The 24030-nt window shown below is 58.2% G+C and carries 13 protein-coding genes, 4 tRNA genes and 5 rRNA genes; 2 read left to right on the forward strand and 20 right to left on the reverse strand.

Annotation, left to right across the window (positions count from 1 at the left end; genetic code table 11):
• Positions 1 to 49 precede the first annotated feature (49 nt).
• The 4 genes from B9Z31_RS06445 to B9Z31_RS06460 all read right to left on the reverse strand — a co-directional run bounded on the left by B9Z31_RS06445 (position 50) and on the right by B9Z31_RS06460 (position 5006).
• Positions 50 to 1600, reverse strand: a complete 1551-nt coding sequence (locus tag B9Z31_RS06445) for a class I adenylate-forming enzyme family protein (RefSeq protein ID WP_100118711.1) — start codon at positions 1598 to 1600, stop codon at positions 50 to 52.
• Positions 1600 to 2868 (reverse strand): acyl-CoA dehydrogenase family protein, encoded by a 1269-nt coding sequence (locus B9Z31_RS06450; protein ID WP_369804653.1) that lies wholly within the window; start codon positions 2866 to 2868, stop codon positions 1600 to 1602. The genes B9Z31_RS06445 and B9Z31_RS06450 overlap by 1 nt, the downstream gene beginning before the upstream one ends.
• On the reverse strand, positions 2865 to 3647 hold the full coding sequence (locus B9Z31_RS06455; RefSeq protein ID WP_100118712.1) for an alpha/beta fold hydrolase: 783 nt from the start codon (positions 3645 to 3647) through the stop codon (positions 2865 to 2867). Before B9Z31_RS06455 ends, B9Z31_RS06450 begins: the two co-directional genes overlap by 4 nt.
• A 273-nt stretch (positions 3648 to 3920) precedes the next feature.
• On the reverse strand, positions 3921 to 5006 hold the full coding sequence (locus B9Z31_RS06460) for a peptidase M29 (protein ID WP_100118713.1): 1086 nt from the start codon (positions 5004 to 5006) through the stop codon (positions 3921 to 3923).
• A gap of 71 nt (positions 5007 to 5077) precedes the next feature.
• Between B9Z31_RS06460 and B9Z31_RS06465 the strand changes: the two genes are divergently transcribed.
• Positions 5078 to 5650: a flavin reductase family protein gene (locus tag B9Z31_RS06465; protein ID WP_369804655.1), complete on the forward strand. Its 573-nt coding sequence runs from the start codon at positions 5078 to 5080 to the stop codon at positions 5648 to 5650.
• Positions 5647 to 6081, forward strand: a complete 435-nt coding sequence (locus B9Z31_RS06470; RefSeq protein WP_100118715.1) for a MarR family winged helix-turn-helix transcriptional regulator — start codon at positions 5647 to 5649, stop codon at positions 6079 to 6081. Before B9Z31_RS06465 ends, B9Z31_RS06470 begins: the two co-directional genes overlap by 4 nt.
• Before the next feature lie 6 nt (positions 6082 to 6087).
• Here B9Z31_RS06470 and B9Z31_RS06475 read toward each other — a convergent pair whose 3' ends face one another.
• The 16 genes from B9Z31_RS06475 to B9Z31_RS06550 form a co-directional block, all read right to left on the reverse strand.
• Positions 6088 to 6483, reverse strand: a complete 396-nt coding sequence (locus B9Z31_RS06475; protein ID WP_100118716.1) for a RidA family protein — start codon at positions 6481 to 6483, stop codon at positions 6088 to 6090.
• Positions 6484 to 6614: 131 nt separating this feature from the next.
• Entirely contained in the window at positions 6615 to 8294 is a 1680-nt protein-coding gene (locus tag B9Z31_RS06480; protein WP_100118717.1) for an AMP-binding protein, read from the reverse strand.
• Position 8295: 1 nt separating this feature from the next.
• Entirely contained in the window at positions 8296 to 9480 is a 1185-nt protein-coding gene (locus B9Z31_RS06485) for an acyl-CoA dehydrogenase family protein (RefSeq protein ID WP_100118718.1), read from the reverse strand.
• Positions 9481 to 9483: 3 nt separating this feature from the next.
• Positions 9484 to 10344, reverse strand: coding sequence for an enoyl-CoA hydratase family protein (locus tag B9Z31_RS06490; protein ID WP_100118719.1), 861 nt, complete (start codon positions 10342 to 10344; stop codon positions 9484 to 9486).
• A gap of 82 nt (positions 10345 to 10426) precedes the next feature.
• A complete protein-coding gene (locus B9Z31_RS06495) occupies positions 10427 to 10897 on the reverse strand; it encodes a MarR family winged helix-turn-helix transcriptional regulator (RefSeq protein WP_233200795.1) in 471 nt (156 codons plus the stop codon).
• Positions 10898 to 10995: 98 nt separating this feature from the next.
• Entirely contained in the window at positions 10996 to 11787 is a 792-nt protein-coding gene (locus B9Z31_RS06500; protein ID WP_100118721.1) for an SDR family NAD(P)-dependent oxidoreductase, read from the reverse strand.
• Positions 11788 to 11970: 183 nt separating this feature from the next.
• Positions 11971 to 14304, reverse strand: a complete 2334-nt coding sequence (locus B9Z31_RS06505) for a bifunctional salicylyl-CoA 5-hydroxylase/oxidoreductase (RefSeq protein WP_100118722.1) — start codon at positions 14302 to 14304, stop codon at positions 11971 to 11973.
• A 206-nt stretch (positions 14305 to 14510) separates the two neighbouring features.
• Positions 14511 to 14623: ribosomal RNA gene (gene rrf, locus B9Z31_RS06510) — 5S ribosomal RNA — on the reverse strand.
• 161 nt (positions 14624 to 14784) lie between these two features.
• Positions 14785 to 17664, reverse strand: a 23S ribosomal RNA gene (locus B9Z31_RS06515).
• A gap of 429 nt (positions 17665 to 18093) precedes the next feature.
• Positions 18094 to 18169 (reverse strand) — tRNA-Ala (locus B9Z31_RS06520).
• A 44-nt stretch (positions 18170 to 18213) separates the two neighbouring features.
• Positions 18214 to 18290 (reverse strand) — tRNA-Ile (locus B9Z31_RS06525).
• 99 nt (positions 18291 to 18389) lie between these two features.
• A 16S ribosomal RNA gene (locus tag B9Z31_RS06530) occupies positions 18390 to 19922 on the reverse strand.
• 328 nt (positions 19923 to 20250) lie between these two features.
• A 5S ribosomal RNA gene (gene rrf, locus B9Z31_RS06535) occupies positions 20251 to 20363 on the reverse strand.
• 161 nt (positions 20364 to 20524) lie between these two features.
• Positions 20525 to 23404, reverse strand: a 23S ribosomal RNA gene (locus tag B9Z31_RS06540).
• Together the 16S, 23S and 5S rRNA genes with 4 tRNA genes alongside form the textbook arrangement of a ribosomal RNA operon.
• Before the next feature lie 429 nt (positions 23405 to 23833).
• Positions 23834 to 23909, reverse strand: a tRNA-Ala gene (locus B9Z31_RS06545).
• A gap of 44 nt (positions 23910 to 23953) precedes the next feature.
• Positions 23954 to 24030, reverse strand: a tRNA-Ile gene (locus B9Z31_RS06550).

A 24030-nucleotide genomic window follows, 5' to 3' on the forward strand; every position in this document is an offset into this window, starting at 1 on the left:
CCATGCAGGTGTGACAACGCTGTCACGCAGGCGAAGAAAGGGGTGGTTTTTAAGGGTTTGTCCCGGTCAAAAGGGCCAGCAAAGCGGGCTTTTGCACCTTGCCCAAAGCGCTCTTGGGCAGGCTGTCCATGAACACCACGCGGCGCGGCAACTTGAAGCGCGCAATGCGCGACTGCAGATGGGCCAGCACCGCGGGTTCACTCAGGGCTTGCCCTGCAGCGTCGGGGCTGCGCACCAACACCGCCACGGGCACTTCGCCCCAGCGGGCATCGGCCACGCCGACCACCGCGTTGTCGGCCACACCGGGCAAGGTGACGAGCTGGTTTTCGATTTCGGCCGGGTAGATGTTCTCGCCGCCCGAGATGATCATGTCCTTGCTGCGGCCCACGATGGTGATGCAGCCGTCTTCGGCGCGCTGGCCCAGGTCACCCGAGTGGAACCAACCGTCCTGCAGACCCGTGTGGGACTTGCCGTTGGCACACCAGTAGCCGCGCATCAGGTTGGCCGCGCGGATGCAGACTTCGCCCGTCTCACCCGGGCCCACTTCCTGCCCTTGGGCGTCGATCAGTTTGACCTGCGCCTCAGGTTGCGGCCAGCCCGAAGCGCCCACGCGGGCCATGGCGTCCGGCAGGCGCAGCACGATGGACACCGGGCCTGTTTCGGTGGTGCCATAGACCTGCCCGACGGGCACGCCGCGCGCATGCAGGGTTTCAAGGTAAGCCACAGGCACGGTGGACGAGCCGGTCATGATGCCGCGCAGGCTGGCCAGCGAGGTGTCGGCCCAGCGCGGGTGTTCGAACACGGCGCGCATGGTGGCGGGCACCAAGAGCGACAGCGTGGGGCGGCTGGTGTGCATTTCGTCCAGCCAAGCCGTGGGGTCAAAGCGGGGGTGCAGCACCACCTCGACACCGGCCAGCAGCGCAGGCAAGGTCTGGATGCACAGGCCGCCCACATGGAACATCGGCAAGGTGGACAGCACTTTGTCGCCGGGGGCAAAGTGATGCGCCCAAGCACTGGCGCGGGCATTGGCCAGCAGCGCCGCTTGCGTGTGCACCGCCCCCTTGGGCACGCCCGTGGTGCCAGAGGTGTAGACGAGCAGCAGCGGCAGCTCGCCATGGACGGCAGGCCGCGGCAGTTCGCGCGGCGAAGCGGTCGCGATCAGGCTGTCGTGGTGGGTGTGCTGCAGGTCGGCCCCTTGCAGCGCACGGGCTGTATCGGCATGGTGGCTGTCGTGCACCAAGAGGCGCGGCTGGGCGTCTTGCATGACCTGCTGCAGCTCGGGCACGGCCAAGCGAAAGTTGAGCGGCAAGAACACCGCACCCAAACGGGCGCAGGCCACCAGCGTGACCAGTTGCAGCTCGTGGTTGAAGCCGAGCCAGGCCACGCGCTCGCCCGGCTGCACGCCCCAGGTGGACTGCAGGTGCGCGGTGACGCGTGCCACGCGCCGCCAGAATTTGGCAAAGTCGTAAGCGAAGGTGCTGTCACCCGTCTGGGTGGCTTTGCGCTCATCGCCCCGGAAGGTCATGGCGGGCTGCGTGCCGCAGTCTTGCGCCAGCTGCGCAAAGCGCGCCGCGAGGGGGCTGGTTTCGTCGCCCACCATCACTCGTCTTTTTCGCCAGGTTCGTACAGCGCTTCGCGGCCGATGCGGTCCATGCACAGCTCGGCCGTCCAGGGCAGCATGAGCGAGCCGCAACGTGCATCGCGGTACAGGCGCTCGAGCGGCAGGCTTTTGAGCATGGACTGACCGCCGCAGGTGCGGATGGCCAAACGGGCGATGTCTTGCGCGTTTTCCATGATGGTGTACTGCGCGGCGTAGGCCCGCAGGCGGGTGGACTTGGCTGGATCGACCTTGGCGTCTTCAATGGCACGCAAGAACAGGTTGCGGGTCTGCTCGAGCTTGATGAACATCTCGGCCACGGCGATCTGCTTGGTGGCGAACTGGCGGCGCTTGACGGGGCCCGTGCCCGGAATTTCGCCTCGCAGATAGGCCACCGTGAAGTCATACGCCGCTTGCGCGATGCCCATGTAGGTGGGTGAGAGCGTCATGAACATGTGCGGCCAGCGGCTGGCCGCTTGGAAGTAAAGGCCCTGCGGCATGAGCGCTGCGTCGTCGGGCACGAACACGTCATTGAAGATCAAGTTGCGCGACACGGTGGCGCGCATGCCCAGCGGGTCCCAAGCGCCTTCGATCGTCAGACCCGGCGCGGTGCGGGGGATGGCCAGGTACAGCGTGTCGCGGCGCGACAGATCAGCACCCTCTTTTTTCTCGGTGCAGAGCACGCCAAAGTAATCGGCCGCATCGGACAGGGAGGCGAAGATTTTTTTGCCATTGATCTTCCAGCCGCCATCGACCTTGACGGCGAGGGTGCCAAAGGGTTGCGCGCCTGAGGCGGCAGCGCCGCCTTCTGAAAATGGTTGTGCGTAAATCGCGCCGTCCTTCACCACCCGCGCAAAGTGCGTGGCCTGGTGCGTGCGGTGTGAGGCGCGTTGCTCGGGCGTCATGTCCAGGTCTTCGGACAGCAAGCCGCTCCACAGCATGGTGCAAACATGCATGTTGAAAGTCAGCGCGGTCGCGCCGCAGTAGCGACCGATCTCGGCCGACACCATCGCATACGTCGCGTAATCGGCACCTTGACCGCCATGCGCTTCGGGCACGCACAGGGCCAGCAGGCCCGAGTCGCGCATGTCGCCGTAGTTGGCAAACGGAAACTGGGCGTCGCGGTCGAGCTGCGCGGCACGTAGGGCGAATTTCTCACGGCCCAGTTGCCGTGCCAGTGCCATCAGCTTTTGCTGCTTCTCGGTCAGGGGGTAGTCGTCGCCACAGATGGGCATGACGTCTGGTTGGGAGGGGGCTTGCACGTCGGTCATGGTTTCACGTCCTTCAGAAATTTGTCGAGTTCGGCGTTGAACGCCTCGGGCTGTTCGCAATGCAGCAAATGCCCAGCTCCGGCCAGGCAGGCGTAGCGCGCACCGGGGATCTTTTGCGCCATCCTCTCCATCACGGCGGGCGGGGCGGTGCGGTCATGCTCGGCGGCCAGGCACAGCACGGGCACAGAGAGGGTGGGCAAAGCGGCGCGTTGCTCAAACTGCACCAGCGCATGCAGGGCGGCGCGGTAGGTGGCGGGTGGCACGGCCGACATGCTTTGGTGTGCCGACTTGAGCCGGAGCGCATCGCCACCGGGCGCGGCCATGCTGGGGATCAGCTTGCCCGCGATGTCGCCCATGGTTTTACCCGCGTCCAGCGGGGCCAGGCGTTGCGCCAAAAACTGCTTTTGAAAATCACCGTCGCTGTGACCAAACGCCGGGCTGCTGGCGGCCAGCAGCAGGCCACGGATGCGCTCAGGCTTTTGCGTCCAGGCCTGCAGGGCCACCATGGCCCCCATGCTGTGGCCCACCAACACGGCTTGGTCGATGTGCGCCGCGTCCAGCATCTGCCAGAGGGCTTGCGCCAAGTGCGCGAAGTCATAAGGGCTGACCATGGGGCTGTCGCCATAACCGGGCATGTCCCAGGCCAGACTGCGCCAACCCAAGGCGGCCACATGCGCTTGCTGCGCAGCCCAGCCGTGTCGGCCGCCACCCACGCCGTGCAAGAAGACCACGGCGGGCTGTGTGGGCAAGCCCACGTCGGTGAAGGCGGGCGTAGTCATCAAAAGTACCGCCTCAAAATCTGCCGCCTTGCAGCTTGGATGTGGGAGGCCGCCCCTGCGGCCGAATGTTCAACGCGGCCCCTTCCGACATTCGCGAGCAGGGGCTCGCTCCCACAGGGATTCACAGGCGTGCAATCTTCCTTCTTCATGAAAGTGCATCCGTTTGAATGTGGGAGGCCGCCCCTGCGGCCGAATGGTTGAAGTGGCTCCGGCCCAAATTCGCGAGCAGGGGCCCGCTCCCACAGGGATTCACAGGCGTGCAACCTTGCATCTTCATGAAAGTGCATCCGTTTGAACCACCCCAGCATCGACCACCACCGTGTCGTCAAGCCGGATGGTGCAGCCGCGCATGGGCAGGTCAAAGTGGCCCAGCGTGTGGCGGCCCGCAACTTCGTTGGCCCCGGTCGAATACAAAAAGTTGCCTGCAAAAGCCCGCAACTCGGTGCCGTTGCAGTCGCGCTTGTCATAAAACGCCATGGCGTCCCAACGCGCCGCCGGGTTCAGGCCAAAGCCCACGTGCGAGACGGCATAGGCGGCGCGGTGGCCCTCGGCGTCTTCCCAGGCTTTCCAGTAGCCGCGCATCATGTCCACATCCACGCCCTGCCCCTCGATGGCGACCACGCTGTCGTGCTCGATGGTCAGGCGGATCGTGTCGCGCAAATAGCTTTTGAAGGTCAGGTTCACGTCGCCCGGAGCCATGACCAGCGTGCCGTTGACACTGCCCGCGGCCGGGAAAGCCAGCGCCAGCCCAGCAGGCCAGTGCGACACCATGCCCGGCTTGGGGCAAAAGCCCCACACACCGCCCACCACGGCTTGTTTGTCGCCCTGTTTCAGGTTCACGCGCAGGTCGGTGCCTGCGGCAGACGTGACGTGCATCTGCTGCGCAGAGCGCAGTTTCTTCATCGCAGCACGCACCACGCCTTCGAGCGCCGGATCGGGCACGGTGCGCTCCAAAATTTCAGGGTGCTCGTTGGACACCATCAAGAGACGCGGCATGTGCCCGTCCACACCCTTCATGATGGTGGGCAACTCGGGCGCGTGCAGCAGGCCTTCAACAGTGCAGTCCACCACCATGTCGGCGCGGGCCAATGCAGCCACCACGGGACCGAGTTGCCCAATCGCGTCGCTCGCGCCTGTGGAACGCACGGGCGCGGGGGCAGTCAGAGCGGGCGTGGTCAACGTCACCTCGAACACGCGGGCGCCCATGGCCTCCAGCGCGAGGCGGGCCAAGTCCACGTTGACCCGGCGTGATTGGGTTTCGGCCAAAATAGCGACCACTTCGCCAGGCTGCACCTTGCACAGCGTGAAGGTGCGGGTAAAGGCCGCGAGCCACCTGTTTTCGATTCGTTCCACCAGCATGCTTGTCTCCTTGGCCTGCAGCTTTGAACGGTTCTCCTGCAGACATGAATGGTCAGTTTATATGAAAATTCATGCAATTCAACTATCATCCCCCCATGCACCAAGTCCCCCCACCTCACATCAAAGCGCTGAGTCCAGACTTTGAAACGCCGCATTTCAAGCAAGCCCTGTCGCGCTTTGCCACGGGGGTGACCGTCATCACCACATTCGCGCCAGGCGCACACAAAGGCGATTCGGTCAGCAGCAGCTTTGTGGGCATCACCGCCAGTTCATTCAACTCGGTGTCGCTCACGCCCCCGTTGGTGCTGTGGAGCCTGGGGCAAAGCGCCAGCAGCGCCCCGCTGTTCCATGCGGGCACACATTACGTGGTGAACGTGCTGGCCGCGGATCAGCTGGATGTCTGCAACCGTTTTGCCTTCGGCAAAGGCGACCGCTTTGCCGACACCGCTTACACGCTGGGCGCATCGGGTTTGCCCATTTTGGATGGGGCGCTGGCCTGGTTCGAATGCCACAACCGCAGCCGCCACGAAGAAGGCGACCATGTGATTTTTGTGGGCGAAGTGGAGCGCTGCGGCTTCAGCGATGGCTCGGCCCCACTCGTTTACCAGGGCGGTCGGTTCAGCACCACGGTGGCCCTGTCATGAGCAACACGCCAGGCTTTGTCGACGACTACCTGGCCTATTTGCTGGCGCGCGCCAGCCATTTGATTTCGAGCGAATTTCACGCCGTGGTCGAGGCCAGTGGCCTGTCCCTGATGGAGTGGCGCGTCATGGCCAGCCTGTCGGGCAAAGCAGCGCTGAGCGTGGGTGAGTTGGCCGACATTGTGCTGGCCAAGCAACCCACTGTGACCAAGTTGGTGGGCCGCATGGCAGAAGCTGGTTGGGTCCGACGCGTTGACGCCCCGCACGACAAGCGCCAGTCTCTGGTCAGCCTCACGGCCACGGGTCAACGCAAGGTCAAGCCCTTGCTGGCCCAAGCACGGGCACATGAAGCCCAGATCATGAAAGACATCGGATCAGACCCGGTTCATCAGCTCAAGCAGGCGCTGGAGCAGCTGATCGCGGTGCGGGCGTAGCGCATTTCACTCCGGCACCACCGCCGTCACCTCAATCTCCACCAAAGCCCGGTCCTCCACCAGATCGGCCACTTGGACCAGCGTCATGGCCGGGTAGTTCTTGCCGATGACTTCCTGGTAGACCTTGCCCAACTCGCGACCACGGGCCAGGTATTCCTTTTTGTCTTTGACGTACCAGGTCATGCGGGCCATGTGCTTGGGGCCTGCGCCGGCGCAGGCCAGTGTGTCGACGATGTTTTGCAGGGCCTGGCGGCACTGGGCCACAAAGTCGTCGGTCTCGAATTGGGCTTGGCCGTTCCAGCCGATCATGCCCGCGACGAACACCATGCGGCCACGCGCTTCGATGCCGTTGGCATAGCCTTTGGCGGGTGCCCAGCCTTCGGGTTGCAAGACGTTGAACATGCTTTTCCTTTATCAGTTGGGGACAGAGCTAAAGATCTGTCCCGCAAGGTTGTTCAAATGGGGACAGAGCTAAAGATCTGTCCCGCAAGGTTATTCAGATGAGGACAGTGCTCAAGGTCTGTCCCGCAAAGTTATTTGTTGACTGAAATTTGACGCAGCTTGAAGCGCTGCAGTTTGCCGGTTTCGGTGCGGGGCAAGGCGTCCAGAAAGACCACTTTGCGCGGGTACTTGAACGGGGCGATGGTTTGCTTGACGTGCTCTTGCAAGGCTTTTTCCATGGCCGCATCGCCCGTGTGGCCGCTCTTGAGCACAACGTAAGCCTGCACGATGTGGCCACGGTCGTCGTCGGGCATGCCGACCACGCCGCACTCGGCCACGGCCGGGTGTTGCAGCAAAGCGCCTTCCACCTCGGGGCCTGCAATGTTGTAGCCCGCCGAGATGATCATGTCGTCGTTGCGCGCCTGGTAGCTGAAGTAGTCGTCGGCGTCCATGACGAAGGTGTCGCCGGGCAGGTTCCAGCCTTCTTTCACATAATCTTGCTGACGCGGGTCGGCCAAGTATTTGCAGCCTGTGGGGCCGCGCACCGCGAGTCGCCCCACGGTGCCGGGCGGCACAGGCTGCATGTCGTCGCCCACGATCTGCGCCACATAGCCGGGCACCACCTGGCCGATGCTGCCGGGGCGCACTTGCGCGCCCGCACTCGAGATGTAGATGTGGATCACTTCGGTGCCGCCAATGCCATCGGTCATCTCGATGCCCGTGGCCTGCTTCCACAGCTGGCGGGTGGCGTCGGGCAAGGCCTCGCCTGCCGAGACAGGGTGCTTGAGGCTGGAGAGGTCAACGCCTTGGGCCAGCGTCGCCATCTGGCGGTACATGGTGGGCGCGGTGTAGCACTGCGTGGCGCGGTACTTGGCAATGGTCTGCATCAAAGTCTCGGGCGTGTGCTTTTCGAGCAGCACAGTGCTCGCGCCACAACGCAGCGGAAAAGCCAGCAGCCCCCCCAAGCCGAAGGTGAAGGCGATGGGCGGCGTGCCGCACACCACATCGTTCTCGTTCATCTGCAAGATGTGGCGCGGGAACGAATCGCACATGGCCAGCACATCGCGGTGGAAGTGCATGGTGCCCTTGGGCTTGCCCGTGGTGCCGCTGGTGAACGCAATCAGGCACACGTCGTCGCGGCTGGTGGGGTGCGCGGTGTACGCGCCACTTTGCTGCGCCATGCGCTGCTCCAGGCCATCAGGGGCATCGCTGCGAAACTGCACCAGCTGCTGCAAGCTGGCCATGTGGCTGGCGTGGCCAGGCGTCATGCAGTGCTGCAGTTCGTCGGCCAGCAGGCTGTCGCACAGGGCGGCGCTGACCTGTGCTTTGTCGATGATCTGGGCCAGCTCGCCCGCACGCAGCAGCGGCATGGTGGGCACCGCCACCAGGCCCGCCTTGAGCGCACCGAGCAAACAAGCGGCCATCATGGGGCTGTTGCCGCCGCGCAGCAAAATGCGGTTGCCAGGCACCAGGCCCATGTCGTGGGCCAGCACCTGGGCGATGCGGTGGCTCCTGTCTTGCAACTGCGCGTAGGTCCAACTGAAGTCGCCACCGCCCTGGTTGAAGTCGCTCACGCCATGCAGCGCGATGCGATCGCCACGTCCCTCACGCACATGCCGGTCCACCAGTTCCACCGCGCAGTTGATCTGGTCCGGGTAGTCCAGCTCGGGCCGGTCGGCGATGAACAGGGGCAGCTGGTCTTTCGGCGGCAGCCGGTCGCGCGCAAAGGTGTCGGTATGGCTGCTGGGCAGCAGTTCGTTCCAGTTGCTCATGTCAAGCTTTCAGCAAGTCTTTGCCGATGATCAGCTGCTGCACTTCGGTGGCGCCTTCGTAAATGCGCAGCGCCCGGATCTCACGGTACAGCGACTCGACCATCACGCCTTTTTTGACGCCCATGCCGCCGTGCATCTGCACCGCCATGTCGATGATCTGCTGGGCGTTTTCGGTCGCCTTCATCTTGGCCATGGCCGCTTCACGGGTGATGCGCCCGCCCTGGTCGCGCAGCCAAGCGGCGCGGTAGGTCAAGAGCGTGGCCGCATCGAGCATCGTGGCCATCTGGGCGATCTTGGTTTGGGTGATCTGAAAGTCGCCCAGGCTTTGGCCAAACATCTTGCGTGAACGCGCCCAATGGATGGACTCGTGCAGCGCACGCCGCCCAAAGCCCAAAGCGGCCGCCGCCACCGAGGTGCGGAACACATCGAGCGTGGCCATGGCCACCTTGAAGCCTTGGCCCGCTTCGCCAATGCGCTGATTGCTTGCCACCTTGCAGTGGTCAAACTTGAGCGTGGCCAGCGGGTGCGGTGCGACCACGTCGATGCGCTCTTCAATCGACAGACCGGGTGTGTCGGCATCGACAATGAAGGCGGTGATGCCGCGTGCGCCCGGGGCTTCACCCGTGCGGGCGAACACCACATAAAAGTCGGCGATCCCCCCATTGCTGATCCAGGTCTTGCGGCCATTGAGCACATAGCCGTCTGCGGTGGCCGTGGCGCTGCACTGCATGGCGGCCACGTCCGAGCCCGCATCGGGTTCACTCAAGGCAAAGGCGCTCAAGGCCTGGCCCGATGCCACACGCGCCAAGTAGCGCTGCTTTTGATCGTCGCTGCCCATGAGGCTGATGGCGCCGGTGCCCAAGCCCTGCATGGCAAACGCGAAGTCAGACAAGCCGTTGTGAAAGGCCAGCGTTTCGCGCAGCAAGCACAGCTGGCGCGTGTCGATCACGTCCGACGCTGCGCCATAGGCCGTGCCCGATACCGCATGCTTGAGCCAGCCGCCTGCGCCCAGCAGGCGCACCAGACGGATGCATTCGGCGTCCACCGCGTCACGGCTTTCGTCGTGATGGGCGTGTGCAAGGTGCTCTTGACACCAAGCGTCCAGGCGCACTTTGAAGTCGCGGTGGCTGTCGTCAAAGAAAGGCCAGTCGAGTTCTGGCGGGTGGGTGGCTGGGTGGTCTGACATGGCTCAGTCGCCTTCAAAGATGGGCGTTTGTTTGGCCACAAAGGCGTGGTAGGCCCGGTGGAAGTCGTTGGTGGCCATGCAGATGGCTTGCGCCTGGGCTTCGGCCTCAATGGCTTCGTCCACGCCCATGTTCCATTCTTGTTGCAGCATTTTTTTGGTGATGCCGTTGGCAAAGGTGGGGCCGGCCACCAGCTGGGCGGCGATGGCTTGTGCATCGGCCAGCAGGCTGCCTGCCTCGCACACGCGGTTGTAAAAGCCCCAGCGCTCGGCTTCCAGCGCCCCCAGGCCACGCCCGGTGAACAGCAGCTCGCTGGCACGGCCCTGGCCGATGATGCGCGGCAAAAGCGCGCACGCGCCCATGTCGCAACCGGCCAAGCCGACCTTGTTGAACAAGAAATAGGTTTTGCTGCGCTCGGTGCCGTAGCGCAGGTCAGAGGCCATGGCCAAGATCGCGCCAGCGCCCGCGCACACGCCGTCAATCGCCGCGATGATGGGCTGCGGGCAAGCGCGCATGGCCTTGACCAAGTCGCCCGTCATGCGGGTGAAAGCCAAGAGGCCGGGCATGTCGAGTTGGGTGAGCGGGCCGATGATCTCATGCACATCGCCACCCGAGCAGAAGTTACCGCCCTCGCCCGTGATGACCACGGCGTGGATGTCGGGTGCGTAGGGCAAAGCGCGGAAAAAGTCGCGCAGTTCGGCGTACGAGTCAAACGACAGCGGGTTCTTGCGCTCGGGGCGGTTCAGGCTCACCGTGGCCACACCGCCCTTGACGGACAGCAAAAAATGCTCGGGCTGGTAGAGCGCCATGGACTGGTTGTGGCGGGGCAGCTGGTGCGGCTGGCCGGGCAAGTAGCGTTGGCTCATGACTGACCCTCCACCGGGCTGCCCCAAGCAGGGCAAAGCCCTCTCGGGGGGCAGTGAGTACACGAAGTGACGAGCGTGGGGGTCATGGTTTCTCCTTCGAATGTGTTGATGTGCCGGACTTCAAAGTGCCCAGCAAGGTGTGCAGTTGTGTTTGCTCTCGTTCAGCCAGCGGCGACAGCAGCTCGACGACCCAGCCCTCGTGTGCCTGGGCCATGGCCGCAAATGCGCTGCGCCCGGCCTCGGTCAGGCTGACGGTGTAGGAGCGGCGGTCGCTGGCCTGCATTTGCCGCTGCACCAGTTGTTCTTTTTCGAGCTGGTCGACGATGGCTGTGACGTTGCCCCCCGTGACCATCATGCGGCGCGACAGCTCGCTCATCGACAAGCCTTGCGGCTCGCGCTCGAGCTGCGCCATCAGGTCAAAGCGCGGCAGCGTGATGCCAAACTGCTCGCGCAAACGTTGGCGGATGGTGTCTTCGATGCGGGTGGTGGCCGAGAGCAGACGCAGCCACAAGCGCAGCGAGGCGTGGTGGTCGGCGTGCGCGCGCACTTCCATGTCGACAGATGCGGCCCCCACGCTCGGTACGGCGTGTCCTTCGCTGCCCCCCGAGGGGGTGCGAGCTGGTTTGAGGCGGCTTGGCGCTGCGCTCGCGCTCATCCCGCCAACTCCCCACCATCGATGGCGATGGCCTGTCCGTTGACGGCATCGCTGCCGGCGGCGCACAGCCACAGCACGCTTTGCGCCACTTCGTGCGGCTGCACCAAGCGCTGCTGCGGGTTGCTGGCAGCCAGCGCTTGGCGCGCTTCGGTTTCACTCTTGCCTGTTTTATTCACGATGTTTTGCACCGCTTCGCGCACGATGTCGGTCTCGGTGTAACCGGGGCAAATGGCGTTCACGGTCACACCTTTGCGGGCCAATTCGAGGGCCAGCGCTTGGGTCAGGCCCACCACGCCGTGCTTGGCGGCCACATAGGCGCTCACATAGGCATAGCCCTTGAGCCCTGCGGTGCTGGCGATGTTGACGATGCGCCCGGGCGTTCCACTGGCTGCCGCTTCAAGCATGCCCGGCAGCACCGCCTGGATGCAGTGGTAGGTGCCCGTCAGGTTGACGTTCAGCATCCGCTGCCACAGCGCGGCATCGGTCTTGGCAAAGGGCGCGCTGTGCGCCTGGCCCGCGTTGTTGACCAGGATGTTCACCGGGCCAAAGCGGGCTTGCGCTTGCTGCACCGCCGCTTGCACGGCGTGTTCATCGGCCACGTCCATGGGCGCGACCAGCACCGCCACGTCGGGCACTTGCGCGCGCAGTGCCTCGGCCTGCGCCTGCAGCTTGTCTTGCGAGCGGCCACACAGGGTCAGGCGGCAACCCGCTTGCGCCAGTGTCAGGGCAATGGCCGCGCCAATGCCAGCACCCGCGCCAGTGATGAGGGCATGGCGATTGCTCAGCATGCGTTCACCTCTGCAGGCGCAGCGCTCTCGGCGCGATTGGAAATTGTGGGAGCCGCCTCGCTTTGATCGTTTTCTGCGGGAGCGGCGCCCTCGCCGCGATGGACACCCATGCGCGACGAGGGTGTCGCTCCCACCAATTCAAATTGCAAGGATGTTGAAGTCCCTCCATGTGAATTCAACATCTCAATCCCCCTTTGTCGCAGCCTGCTGGGCACGCTCGCGGGCAAATCCCGCTTCGAGCTGGGGCTTGCCTGACACATAGGCAGGCGGCCAAGCGATGTCTTTGTAGCCAATGCGTGCAGCTTCGGTCAGCGTCCAGGCGGGGTTGGCCAAATGTGGGCGGGCCACGGCGCACAGGTCGGCGCGCCCAGCGGCCAGGATGCTGTTGACATGGTCGGCCTCAGAGATGGCACCCACTGCGATGGTGGCAATGCCCGCTTCCTGGCGGATGCGGTCGGCAAACGGTGTCTGGTACATGCGGCCGTAGGTCGGCTTTTGCTGCGCACTGACCTGGCCCGATGAGCAGTCGATCATGTCCGCACCTGCGGCCTTGAAGGCGCGGGCGATCTCGACCGCATCGGTGGGCGTGATGCCACCCTCAACCCAGTCATGCGCCGAGATGCGCACCGACATGGGCAGGTCCTGGGGCCAGGCCGCACGCACAGCGGCAAACACTTCGAGCGGGTAGCGCAGGCGATTGTCGAGCGAGCCGCCGTATTCGTCTGTTCGGTGGTTGGTGAGCGGGCTGATGAAGCTCGACAGCAAATAGCCATGAGCACAATGCAACTCCAGCCAGTCAAAGCCAGCTTGTGCAGCGCGCTGGGTGCTGGCCACGAAGTCGGCCGTGACGCGGTCCATGTCGGCTCGCGTCATGGCACGGGGCACATCACCGTGGGGCAAGTAGGGCATGGGCGATGCAGCGATCAGCGGCCAGTTGCCTTCTGCGTCATCCGCGGGCACAGGCTGGTCCATGCCCGGGCCTTGCCAAGGGCGGCAGCTCGAACCTTTGGGCCCGGCGTGGCCGATCTGCAGGCCAATCTTCGCGTCAGACTTGGCATGCACCCAATCCACGATTTTTGCAAAGTCGCTGCTCTGCTGCGCATTCCACAGACCCGGGCAGCCGTGTGTGATGCGGCCGTCGGCGCTGGGCGCGGTCATCTCCACCATCACCAGCCCGGCGCCGCCCATGGCGCGGGCGCCCAAGTGGACCAGGTGGTCGTCGCCCACGCGGCCGTCCACCGCCATGTATTGCGCCATCGGTGAGACCACCACGCGGTTTTTGAGCGTGACCGAGCGCAGCGCGAACGGCGTGAACATGGGTGGGCGAATACCCGGCTTGGCCGTGCGTCCCGCAAACCAAGCCTCGTAGCCCTCCAACCAGGCTTTGTCGCGCAGACGCAGATTCTCGTGGCTGATGCGCTGGCTGCGGGTGAGCATGGAGTACATGAACTGCTCGGGTTCGAGTTGGTCGCAGTAGCGCTCCCCACAGACCTCGAACCACTCCATCGCATTCCACGCAGCGTTTTGCAACCGAATGACGTCGATCTCGCGCACGGCTTGGTAGTGTTTCAACACTTCGGGAATGCGGTCGGCGGTGTCCCCCAGCGCCTTGAACTGGCGCACCAGCTCGATGGCGTCTTCGAGTGCGAGCTTGGTGCCCGAGCCAATCGCAAAGTGCGCGGTGTGCACCGCGTCACCCATCAGCACCACGTGGCTGTTGCCGTTGAAGGTGGACCAGTTGGCACACTTGACGCGCTGGAAATTCAGCCATGCCGAGCCACGCAAGTGCCGGGCATTGGTCATCAGCTTCTCGCCTTGCAGGTTCTTGGCAAAAAGCTGTTCACAGAAGGCGATCGAAGCATCTTGGTCGGCCTTGTCCAAGCCGTGCGCGAGCCAAACATGCTCGGGACACTCAACAATGAAGGTGGAGGTTTGGTTGTCAAACTTGTAGACGTGCGCCTGAAACCAGCCGTGCTCGGTCTTTTCGAACAAAAAGGTGAAGGCGTCGTATTGGCGATTGGTGCCCAACCAGATGAAGCGGTTGGGACGGGTGACGATGTCGGGCTGAAATACCTCAGGCATGCGGCTGCGCACACGCGAATTGACGCCATCACTGGCAATGATGAGATCGGCATCCGGAAAGTCCAAATCCGAATTCACGTCTTGCTCAAACAGGAGCTTGACGCCGACTTGCTCGCACCGGTCTTGCAAAATATTGAGCAATTTTTTACGGCCAATGCCCACAAAACCGTGGCCACCCGAGCGGATCACCTGGTCCTTGAAGTGCAACTCGATGTCATCCCAATGGTTGAAGGCCTGCTCCACCTCGGCTGCGGTCTCGGTGTCCCACTGGCGCATGTTCTCCAGCGTTTGATCAGAAAACACCACGCCCCAGCCAAAGGTGTCGTAAGGCTTGTTGCGCTCGACCACGGTGATGTCGTGGTGGGGGCCGAGCTTTTTCATCAGCAACGCAAAGTACAAACCCGAAGGTCCACCGCCAATACACACGATTTTCATGTTCGTTCTCTTTGCTACTGACCGCACAGGTCATTGATTAAAGCCTATATATTTCAGGCCTCAAGTATTGAGGCAAATAATGGCTCGGTCAATCAGGGGGTAACCCGTAGAAATCAAAAGAGGGAACTGGAATGGTGCGGCAGAGGAAATGCTGCGCACAAAGCAAAACGCCCCACCGAATGGTGAGGCGTTTTGGGCTGTTAGAAGCCTGACGATGTCCTACTTTCACACGGGAATCCGCACTATCATCGGCGCTAAGTCGTTTCACTGTCCTGTTCGAGATGGGAAGGAGTGGGACCAACTTGCTATGGTCATCAGGCATAACTTGTTGTCATCTTGCACTTGTCAAGACAACGAATTCATAGAGTTTGGAATCAGATTTCGGCCTCTCAGCCAGGCCTTTCAGCCTTTTTTTGAATGCGTCAACTTGGCATAACTTCCTTGACCAATGCACACCCTGCGGCGTGTGATCAAAGTTATAGGGTCAAGCCTCACGAGCAATTAGTATCGGTTAGCTTAACGCATTACTGCGCTTCCACACCCGACCTATCAACGTCCTGGTCTTGAACGACTCTTTAGGGGGCTCAAGGCCCCGGCAGATCTCATCTTGAAACGAGTTTCCCGCTTAGATGCTTTCAGCGGTTATCTCTTCCACACTTAGCTACTCGGCAATGCCACTGGCGTGACAACCGATACACCAGAGGTGTGTCCACTCCGGTCCTCTCGTACTAGGAGCAGGCTTCCTCAAATCTGCAGCGCCCACGGAAGATAGGGACCAAACTGTCTCACGACGTTTTAAACCCAGCTCACGTACCTCTTTAAATGGCGAACAGCCATACCCTTGGGACCGGCTACAGCCCCAGGATGAGATGAGCCGACATCGAGGTGCCAAACACCGCCGTCGATATGAACTCTTGGGCGGTATCAGCCTGTTATCCCCAGAGTACCTTTTATCCGTTGAGCGATGGCCCTTCCATACAGAACCACCGGATCACTATGTCCTACTTTCGTATCTGCTCGACTTGTCAGTCTCGCAGTTAAGCACGCTTATGCCATTGCACTATTATCACGATGTCCGACCGTAACTAGCGTACCTTCGAACTCCTCCGTTACGCTTTGGGAGGAGACCGCCCCAGTCAAACTGCCTACCATGCACTGTCCCCGATCCAGATAATGGACCTAGGTTAGAACCTCAAACACACCAGGGTGGTATTTCAACGTCGGCTCCACAAGATCTAGCGACCTCGCTTCAAAGCCTCCCACCTATCCTACACAGATCTGTTCAAAGTCCAATACAAAGCTACAGTAAAGGTTCATGGGGTCTTTCCGTCTTTCCGCGGGGAGATTGCATCATCACAAACATTTCAACTTCGCTGAGTCTCAGGAGGAGACAGTGTGGCCATCGTTACGCCATTCGTGCAGGTCGGAACTTACCCGACAAGGAATTTCGCTACCTTAGGACCGTTATAGTTACGGCCGCCGTTTACTGGGACTTCAATCAAGAGCTTGCACCCCATCATTTAATCTTCCAGCACCGGGCAGGCGTCACACCCTATACGTCCACTTTCGTGTTTGCAGAGTGCTGTGTTTTTATTAAACAGTCGCAGCCACCGATTTTTTGCAACCCCGTTGGGCTCCCTCTGTTCGAGTTCACCTACTTGGGGCATACCTTCTCCCGAAGTTACGGTATCAATTTGCCGAGTTCCTTCTCCTGAGTTCTCTCAAGCGCCTTAGAATACTCATCTCGCGCACCAGTGTCGGTTTGCGGTACGGTCAATGACAAGCTGAAGCTTAGTGGCTTTTCCTGGAAGCAGGGTATCACTCACTTCAGGTGCAAGCACCCTCGTTATCACCCCTCATCTAAGCCCGGCGGATTTGCCTACCGAGCACGACTACAGGCTTGAACCAACATATCCAACAGTTGGCTGAGCTAACCTTCTCCGTCCCCACATCGCACTTGTCATCGGTACAGGAATATTGACCTGTTTCCCATCAGCTACGCATCTCTGCCTCGCCTTAGGGGCCGACTCACTCTACGCCGATGAACGTTGCGTAGAAAACCTTGCGCTTACGGCGAGGGGGCTTTTCACCCCCTTTAACGCTACTCATGTCAGCATTCGCACTTCTGATACCTCCAGCAGGGTTTACACCACCACCTTCACAGGCCTACAGAACGCTCTCCTACCACTTGCAATAAATTGCAAATCCGCAGCTTCGGTAACTGGCTTAGCCCCGTTACATCTTCCGCGCAGGACGACTCGATCAGTGAGCTATTACGCTTTCTTTAAATGATGGCTGCTTCTAAGCCAACATCCTGACTGTTTTAGCCTTCCCACTTCGTTTCCCACTTAGCCAATTTTAGGGACCTTAGCTGGCGGTCTGGGTTGTTTCCCTCTTGAGTCCGGACGTTAGCACCCGGTGCTCTGTCTCCCAAGCTGTACTCATCGGTATTCGGAGTTTGCCTTGGTTTGGTAAGTCGCCATGACCCCCTAGCCAAAACAGTGCTCTACCCCCGATGGTAATACTTGAGGCACTACCTAAATAGTTTTCGGAGAGAACCAGCTATTTCCAAGTTTGTTTAGCCTTTCACCCCTATCCACAGGTCATCCGCTAATTTTGCAACATTAGTCGGTTCGGACCTCCAGTACCTGTTACGGCACCTTCATCCTGCCCATGGATAGATCACTTGGTTTCGGGTCTACACCCAGCGACTGATCGCCCTATTCGGACTCGATTTCTCTACGGCTTCCCTATTCGGTTAACCTTGCCACTGAATGTAAGTCGCTGACCCATTATACAAAAGGTACGCAGTCACCCCTTTCGAGGCTCCTACTTTTTGTAAGCATGCGGTTTCAGGATCTATTTCACTCCCCTCCCGGGGTTCTTTTCGCCTTTCCCTCACGGTACTTGTTCACTATCGGTCAATGATGAGTATTTAGCCTTGGAGGATGGTCCCCCCATATTCAGACAGGATTTCTCGTGTCCCGCCCTACTTGTCGTTAGCTCAGTACCACACATTTGTTTTCGCATACGGGACTATCACCCACTATGGTCGGCCTTTCCATGCCGCTTTGCTAACAATTGCGCTATCACTAACAGGCTCTTCCGATTTCGCTCGCCACTACTTTCGGAATCTCGGTTGATGTCTTTTCCTCGAGCTACTGAGATGTTTCAGTTCACCCGGTTCGCCTCGCATGACTATGTATTCATCATGCGATACCCCTAAGGGTGGGTTTCCCCATTCAGAAATCTCCGGATCAAAGCTTATTTGCCAGCTCCCCGAAGCTTATCGCAGGCTTTCACGTCTTTCGTCGCCTATCATTGCCAAGGCATCCACCACATGCTCTTATTCACTTGACCCTATAACTTTGAACTCTCTTATCGAGATTCCATCGTTGTTTTCAAGGAATGTCTGTCAGGTCTTTCACCTGACGCGTTATGCCGTAAATGAATAATTCCTCAACACCGGATGTCTCCATCCAATATCAAAAGAACAATTCGTCTTTACTTGAATTTCAAACGTCGTTTGAATATTCGTTTTGACGCAATCAAAAAATTGTCACCAGGGGCACGGTCTGCACTAAACCTTTACGAATGTGCAGTTTCCCCTGGCAACTCTGATTCGACTCTATGAATTTTTAAAGAACAGCCGTGTGTCTTGCGACACTTGTCAATCGATCAATATCAATCAACACAAAAACAGCCTTTGCAATACCTTTTGCAAAGCCGCTTTTGTTTTGAATGAACAAGCATCGGACCTCTTGGATCCAATCAACACTCGATAAGTGATGGTGGAGGATGACGGGATCGAACCGACGACCCCCTGCTTGCAAAGCAGGTGCTCTCCCAGCTGAGCTAATCCCCCGTTATTTCATCTAAGTACTCTTGAGCACTCGTCCTCAGAAGGATTGGTGGGTCTGGTTGGTCTCGAACCAACGACCCCTGCGTTATCAACACAGTGCTCTAACCAACTGAGCTACAGACCCAAGCCGGTCACCAATGACTTGAGCTTACGCCTCAGCCATCAGCGACAACCTTCCAACAACCGATAAGTGTGAGCGTTCAATTTAGATTGCAGTTTCCAGAAAGGAGGTGATCCAGCCGCACCTTCCGATACGGCTACCTTGTTACGACTTCACCCCAGTCACGAACCCCGCCGTGGTAATCGCCCTCCTTGCGGTTAGGCTAACTACTTCTGGCGAGACCCGCTCCCATGGTGTGACGGGCGGTGTGTACAAGACCCGGGAACGTATTCACCGTGACATTCTGATCCACGATTACTAGCGATTCCGACTTCACGCAGTCGAGTTGCAGACTGCGATCCGGACTACGACTGGTTTTATGGGATTAGCTCCCCCTCGCGGGTTGGCAACCCTTTGTACCAGCCATTGTATGACGTGTGTAGCCCCACCTATAAGGGCCATGAGGACTTGACGTCATCCCCACCTTCCTCCGGTTTGTCACCGGCAGTCTCATTAGAGTGCCCAACTGAATGTAGCAACTAATGACAAGGGTTGCGCTCGTTGCGGGACTTAACCCAACATCTCACGACACGAGCTGACGACAGCCATGCAGCACCTGTGTTACGGCTCTCTTTCGAGCACGAAGCTATCTCTAGCGACTTCCGTACATGTCAAAGGTGGGTAAGGTTTTTCGCGTTGCATCGAATTAAACCACATCATCCACCGCTTGTGCGGGTCCCCGTCAATTCCTTTGAGTTTCAACCTTGCGGCCGTACTCCCCAGGCGGTCAACTTCACGCGTTAGCTTCGTTACTGAGTCAGTGAAGACCCAACAACCAGTTGACATCGTTTAGGGCGTGGACTACCAGGGTATCTAATCCTGTTTGCTCCCCACGCTTTCGTGCATGAGCGTCAGTACAGGTCCAGGGGATTGCCTTCGCCATCGGTGTTCCTCCGCATATCTACGCATTTCACTGCTACACGCGGAATTCCATCCCCCTCTACCGTACTCTAGCTATACAGTCACAAATGCAGTTCCCAGGTTGAGCCCGGGGATTTCACATCTGTCTTATATAACCGCCTGCGCACGCTTTACGCCCAGTAATTCCGATTAACGCTTGCACCCTACGTATTACCGCGGCTGCTGGCACGTAGTTAGCCGGTGCTTATTCTTACGGTACCGTCATGAGCTCCTAGTATTAATAGAAACCTTTTCGTTCCGTACAAAAGCAGTTTACAACCCGAGGGCCTTCATCCTGCACGCGGAATGGCTGGATCAGACTTGCGTCCATTGTCCAAAATTCCCCACTGCTGCCTCCCGTAGGAGTCTGGACCGTGTCTCAGTTCCAGTGTGGCTGGTCGTCCTCTCAGACCAGCTACAGATCGTTGGCTTGGTGAGCCTTTACCCCACCAACTACCTAATCTGATATCGGCCGCTCCAATCGCGCGAGGCTCTTGCGAGTCCCCCGCTTTCATCCTTAGATCGTATGCGGTATTAGCGTAACTTTCGCTACGTTATCCCCCACGACTGGGCACGTTCCGATATATTACTCACCCGTTCGCCACTCTCGAGGGGTTGCCCCCTCTACCGTTCGACTTGCATGTGTAAAGCATTCCGCCAGCGTTCAATCTGAGCCAGGATCAAACTCTATAGTTCGATCTTGATTTTTTTCGGTCTTTCGACCAACTCATAAATTGGAATCGACGTGGTCACCATCTCTGATTTCCACATCTTTTTTACTTCATGAGCGTTTGTTAGCTAATTAAAGCTAAGTTCCGAAGAACTTGGCAATCACCATCAAACGCCCACGCTTATCGGCTGTATATTTTTAAAGAACCCAGGCAACTCTCATCACCTTCTCTTGCCTCGCTGCGATCAGCGAAGCCTTCCATTGTATCACGCTTTTGCGCTTTCTTTAAAAGATTTTTGATATCTTCTAAAGAAAACGCCCCACCGAATGGTGAGGCGTTTTGGGCTGTTAGAAGCCTGACGATGTCCTACTTTCACACGGGAATCCGCACTATCATCGGCGCTAAGTCGTTTCACTGTCCTGTTCGAGATGGGAAGGAGTGGGACCAACTTGCTATGGTCATCAGGCATAACTTGTTGTCATCTTGCACTTGTCAAGACAACGAATTCATAGAGTTTGGAATCAGATTTCGGCCTCTCAGCCAGGCCTTTCAGCCTTTTTTTGAATGCGTCAACTTGGCATAACTTCCTTGACCAATGCACACCCTGCGGCGTGTGATCAAAGTTATAGGGTCAAGCCTCACGAGCAATTAGTATCGGTTAGCTTAACGCATTACTGCGCTTCCACACCCGACCTATCAACGTCCTGGTCTTGAACGACTCTTTAGGGGGCTCAAGGCCCCGGCAGATCTCATCTTGAAACGAGTTTCCCGCTTAGATGCTTTCAGCGGTTATCTCTTCCACACTTAGCTACTCGGCAATGCCACTGGCGTGACAACCGATACACCAGAGGTGTGTCCACTCCGGTCCTCTCGTACTAGGAGCAGGCTTCCTCAAATCTGCAGCGCCCACGGAAGATAGGGACCAAACTGTCTCACGACGTTTTAAACCCAGCTCACGTACCTCTTTAAATGGCGAACAGCCATACCCTTGGGACCGGCTACAGCCCCAGGATGAGATGAGCCGACATCGAGGTGCCAAACACCGCCGTCGATATGAACTCTTGGGCGGTATCAGCCTGTTATCCCCAGAGTACCTTTTATCCGTTGAGCGATGGCCCTTCCATACAGAACCACCGGATCACTATGTCCTACTTTCGTATCTGCTCGACTTGTCAGTCTCGCAGTTAAGCACGCTTATGCCATTGCACTATTATCACGATGTCCGACCGTAACTAGCGTACCTTCGAACTCCTCCGTTACGCTTTGGGAGGAGACCGCCCCAGTCAAACTGCCTACCATGCACTGTCCCCGATCCAGATAATGGACCTAGGTTAGAACCTCAAACACACCAGGGTGGTATTTCAACGTCGGCTCCACAAGATCTAGCGACCTCGCTTCAAAGCCTCCCACCTATCCTACACAGATCTGTTCAAAGTCCAATACAAAGCTACAGTAAAGGTTCATGGGGTCTTTCCGTCTTTCCGCGGGGAGATTGCATCATCACAAACATTTCAACTTCGCTGAGTCTCAGGAGGAGACAGTGTGGCCATCGTTACGCCATTCGTGCAGGTCGGAACTTACCCGACAAGGAATTTCGCTACCTTAGGACCGTTATAGTTACGGCCGCCGTTTACTGGGACTTCAATCAAGAGCTTGCACCCCATCATTTAATCTTCCAGCACCGGGCAGGCGTCACACCCTATACGTCCACTTTCGTGTTTGCAGAGTGCTGTGTTTTTATTAAACAGTCGCAGCCACCGATTTTTTGCAACCCCGTTGGGCTCCCTCTGTTCGAGTTCACCTACTTGGGGCATACCTTCTCCCGAAGTTACGGTATCAATTTGCCGAGTTCCTTCTCCTGAGTTCTCTCAAGCGCCTTAGAATACTCATCTCGCGCACCAGTGTCGGTTTGCGGTACGGTCAATGACAAGCTGAAGCTTAGTGGCTTTTCCTGGAAGCAGGGTATCACTCACTTCAGGTGCAAGCACCCTCGTTATCACCCCTCATCTAAGCCCGGCGGATTTGCCTACCGAGCACGACTACAGGCTTGAACCAACATATCCAACAGTTGGCTGAGCTAACCTTCTCCGTCCCCACATCGCACTTGTCATCGGTACAGGAATATTGACCTGTTTCCCATCAGCTACGCATCTCTGCCTCGCCTTAGGGGCCGACTCACTCTACGCCGATGAACGTTGCGTAGAAAACCTTGCGCTTACGGCGAGGGGGCTTTTCACCCCCTTTAACGCTACTCATGTCAGCATTCGCACTTCTGATACCTCCAGCAGGGTTTACACCACCACCTTCACAGGCCTACAGAACGCTCTCCTACCACTTGCAATAAATTGCAAATCCGCAGCTTCGGTAACTGGCTTAGCCCCGTTACATCTTCCGCGCAGGACGACTCGATCAGTGAGCTATTACGCTTTCTTTAAATGATGGCTGCTTCTAAGCCAACATCCTGACTGTTTTAGCCTTCCCACTTCGTTTCCCACTTAGCCAATTTTAGGGACCTTAGCTGGCGGTCTGGGTTGTTTCCCTCTTGAGTCCGGACGTTAGCACCCGGTGCTCTGTCTCCCAAGCTGTACTCATCGGTATTCGGAGTTTGCCTTGGTTTGGTAAGTCGCCATGACCCCCTAGCCAAAACAGTGCTCTACCCCCGATGGTAATACTTGAGGCACTACCTAAATAGTTTTCGGAGAGAACCAGCTATTTCCAAGTTTGTTTAGCCTTTCACCCCTATCCACAGGTCATCCGCTAATTTTGCAACATTAGTCGGTTCGGACCTCCAGTACCTGTTACGGCACCTTCATCCTGCCCATGGATAGATCACTTGGTTTCGGGTCTACACCCAGCGACTGATCGCCCTATTCGGACTCGATTTCTCTACGGCTTCCCTATTCGGTTAACCTTGCCACTGAATGTAAGTCGCTGACCCATTATACAAAAGGTACGCAGTCACCCCTTTCGAGGCTCCTACTTTTTGTAAGCATGCGGTTTCAGGATCTATTTCACTCCCCTCCCGGGGTTCTTTTCGCCTTTCCCTCACGGTACTTGTTCACTATCGGTCAATGATGAGTATTTAGCCTTGGAGGATGGTCCCCCCATATTCAGACAGGATTTCTCGTGTCCCGCCCTACTTGTCGTTAGCTCAGTACCACACATTTGTTTTCGCATACGGGACTATCACCCACTATGGTCGGCCTTTCCATGCCGCTTTGCTAACAATTGCGCTATCACTAACAGGCTCTTCCGATTTCGCTCGCCACTACTTTCGGAATCTCGGTTGATGTCTTTTCCTCGAGCTACTGAGATGTTTCAGTTCACCCGGTTCGCCTCGCATGACTATGTATTCATCATGCGATACCCCTAAGGGTGGGTTTCCCCATTCAGAAATCTCCGGATCAAAGCTTATTTGCCAGCTCCCCGAAGCTTATCGCAGGCTTTCACGTCTTTCGTCGCCTATCATTGCCAAGGCATCCACCACATGCTCTTATTCACTTGACCCTATAACTTTGAACTCTCTTATCGAGATTCCATCGTTGTTTTCAAGGAATGTCTGTCAGGTCTTTCACCTGACGCGTTATGCCGTAAATGAATAATTCCTCAACACCGGATGTCTCCATCCAATATCAAAAGAACAATTCGTCTTTACTTGAATTTCAAACGTCGTTTGAATATTCGTTTTGACGCAATCAAAAAATTGTCACCAGGGGCACGGTCTGCACTAAACCTTTACGAATGTGCAGTTTCCCCTGGCAACTCTGATTCGACTCTATGAATTTTTAAAGAACAGCCGTGTGTCTTGCGACACTTGTCAATCGATCAATATCAATCAACACAAAAACAGCCTTTGCAATACCTTTTGCAAAGCCGCTTTTGTTTTGAATGAACAAGCATCGGACCTCTTGGATCCAATCAACACTCGATAAGTGATGGTGGAGGATGACGGGATCGAACCGACGACCCCCTGCTTGCAAAGCAGGTGCTCTCCCAGCTGAGCTAATCCCCCGTTATTTCATCTAAGTACTCTTGAGCACTCGTCCTCAGAAGGATTGGTGGGTCTGGTTGGTCTCGAACCAACGACCCCTGCGTTATCAACACAGTGCTCTAACCAACTGAGCTACAGACCC

It is taken from the genome of Limnohabitans sp. G3-2 (assembly GCF_002778275.1).
Taxonomy (GTDB): Bacteria; Pseudomonadota; Gammaproteobacteria; order Burkholderiales; family Burkholderiaceae_C; genus Limnohabitans_A.

Coding starts and splice junctions, on each gene's coding strand:
- B9Z31_RS06465 (WP_369804655.1), top strand. CDS start 5,078: ATGCAATTCAACTATCATCCCCCCATGCACCAAGTCCCCCCACCTCAC.
- B9Z31_RS06475 (WP_100118716.1), bottom strand. CDS start 6,483: ATGTTCAACGTCTTGCAACCCGAAGGCTGGGCACCCGCCAAAGGCTAT.
- B9Z31_RS06485 (WP_100118718.1), bottom strand. CDS start 9,480: ATGTCAGACCACCCAGCCACCCACCCGCCAGAACTCGACTGGCCTTTC.
- B9Z31_RS06490 (WP_100118719.1), bottom strand. CDS start 10,344: ATGAGCCAACGCTACTTGCCCGGCCAGCCGCACCAGCTGCCCCGCCAC.
- B9Z31_RS06455 (WP_100118712.1), bottom strand. CDS start 3,647: ATGACTACGCCCGCCTTCACCGACGTGGGCTTGCCCACACAGCCCGCC.
- B9Z31_RS06445 (WP_100118711.1), bottom strand. CDS start 1,600: ATGGTGGGCGACGAAACCAGCCCCCTCGCGGCGCGCTTTGCGCAGCTG.
- B9Z31_RS06505 (WP_100118722.1), bottom strand. CDS start 14,304: ATGAAAATCGTGTGTATTGGCGGTGGACCTTCGGGTTTGTACTTTGCG.
- B9Z31_RS06460 (WP_100118713.1), bottom strand. CDS start 5,006: ATGCTGGTGGAACGAATCGAAAACAGGTGGCTCGCGGCCTTTACCCGC.
- B9Z31_RS06470 (WP_100118715.1), top strand. CDS start 5,647: ATGAGCAACACGCCAGGCTTTGTCGACGACTACCTGGCCTATTTGCTG.
- B9Z31_RS06480 (WP_100118717.1), bottom strand. CDS start 8,294: ATGAGCAACTGGAACGAACTGCTGCCCAGCAGCCATACCGACACCTTT.
- B9Z31_RS06495 (WP_233200795.1), bottom strand. CDS start 10,897: ATGGAAGTGCGCGCGCACGCCGACCACCACGCCTCGCTGCGCTTGTGG.
- B9Z31_RS06450 (WP_369804653.1), bottom strand. CDS start 2,868: ATGACCGACGTGCAAGCCCCCTCCCAACCAGACGTCATGCCCATCTGT.
- B9Z31_RS06500 (WP_100118721.1), bottom strand. CDS start 11,787: ATGCTGAGCAATCGCCATGCCCTCATCACTGGCGCGGGTGCTGGCATT.